Below are 1638 nucleotides of genomic sequence, written 5' to 3'. Positions count from 1 at the left end.
GTCTTGCCGACGCCGCCCTTCTGATTGAGGAACGCGACGATCATCGGCTTCCTCCCGGCGGATCGAGAGGAAGTCCAGGTGTTTCGGGATCGACGGATGCAGCCGTGTCAGCGTGATCGGGAGCCGCTGGGCGCGCGGATGGCGTGACCGGAATGCTCGTCTTCGCGGCTGTGCTGAGGCTTCTGGCGGCGTCGCGGATGAGGTTTTCCACATCGCGCGCGCGCTCTTTAAGGTTAGTTTCTTGGTTAGACTCTAAGTTAAGGGCGCGATTTCGTGTTTGATTTCTGTGCGTTACACCCTGTTTGGGTTCCTGATAGCACGAGCCTCCGGTTCCCGATAGCACGATAGTCCGGGTTCCCGATAGCACGAGGCCGTCCACAGGTTTTCCACAGGGCGCGGCTGGCTCGAAAGCGAGTAGCATCCGCCCACCGATCTCTGCTTCGAGGAAGAGCGTGTAGCCGGGCAGAGGTTGGCGCCGGATGATGTCGCGCAGCTCGAAGGCAAAGCGCTTGAACGGCGACAGGCTGCCGGATTTCTGGTGAAGATGGCGGAAGTCGAAACGCCAACCGTCGCGCTGGCGGCCGCCGTGCTTGCGCACGATGCGGTAGAGCCAACGGTCGAGGCCGCCGGTCAGATCGAAATAGGCCCGGTCGATGGTGAGCACCAGCGCGTCATCAAGGACGGCCTGGTAGAACCAGTCCGGCACGATCATCTCGATGCCCTCGGGGCGGCCGTTGCGGTCGGTGCGCTCCTGCCACTCGTTGATCCACGAGAAGCGATGGCGGCGGCCCTCGGCCGTCTGGCGGATCGAGGTGGAGACCGTGGTCGACTGCAGCCGGTCGAGCGCGGCCTTGAGGCGCTGATAGTCGCGCGCGCTGGTGCCGCGCCCGACATAGGAGAGGATTTCGTAAGGGGTGGCGGCCATCAGCCTGGAGGTGCGAAGTCCGGTGTCGCGGGCTTCGACGATCTGGCTTGCCGCCCAGATCAGGATGTCAGCGTCCCAGATGGTCGCCATGCCGTGATCGGGGACGGCCTCGACCCGGATCGTCACATTGCCGGCGACGAAATCAATCGGCGCGACGCGATGGGTCTTGGAGAGGGAGAAGAAGGGATAGGCCATGAGATCCTGCGCGTCTCTTGGCGCGAAGTCGCCGGGGAGCGCCCGGAACAGATCGAGCTGCCCGCGCTCCGAGAGGGACCTATGCCGCGCCGCCATTCGAAAAACCGGCCGCGATCAGCGTGCATAGCGGCCGGGCTGCGGAACGGCGGGGAGCGTCTGGCGCTTCGCCGGCAGCACCTGGCCGCGCGGATCGGAGGTCGAGGTGACGGCGCCGCGCTCGGCCCAGGCTTCGAGATCGTCCACGGCATAGACGACGCGACCGCCAAGTTTGCGATAGGCCGGTCCTGTGCCGTAGGTCCGATGCTTCTCAAGGGTGCGGGCGGACAGGCTGAGGAATTCGGCGGCTTCCTTGGTGCGCAGGTAGCGCGGCGGCAAAACGGCGAGATCGGGTCGCATGGGGCGAGCCTCCGTGGGGTTACGGGCGGCCGCTGCGGATCAGCGGCGGACGGCGACCACGGTGGCGGAGGGAAACCTTTTGGGGGGATGGGAAACAAAGGGGGACGAAAATCCCCACCCCC

Annotated in this window: 2 protein-coding genes; both read right to left on the bottom strand. The window is 65.4% G+C overall.

Annotated features, from left to right (window positions below; all coding sequences use genetic code 11):
* Nucleotides 1–40: 40 nt before the first annotated feature.
* Complete coding sequence (locus tag KWJ32_RS28005) at nucleotides 41–1216, bottom strand: replication initiator protein A (protein ID WP_097142995.1); 1176 nt, start codon at nucleotides 1214–1216, stop codon at nucleotides 41–43.
* A gap of 18 nt (nucleotides 1217–1234) precedes the next feature.
* The gene (locus KWJ32_RS28000; protein WP_097142996.1) at nucleotides 1235–1516 is read right to left on the bottom strand and encodes a helix-turn-helix domain-containing protein; all 282 of its coding nucleotides are present in this window, start codon (nucleotides 1514–1516) and stop codon (nucleotides 1235–1237) included.
* Nucleotides 1517–1638 lie beyond the last annotated feature (122 nt).

Source organism: Ochrobactrum sp. BTU2 (assembly GCF_024539785.1).
GTDB lineage: Bacteria > Pseudomonadota > Alphaproteobacteria > Rhizobiales > Rhizobiaceae > Brucella > Brucella anthropi.
This window is presented reverse-complemented; position numbering and strand designations above follow the sequence as displayed.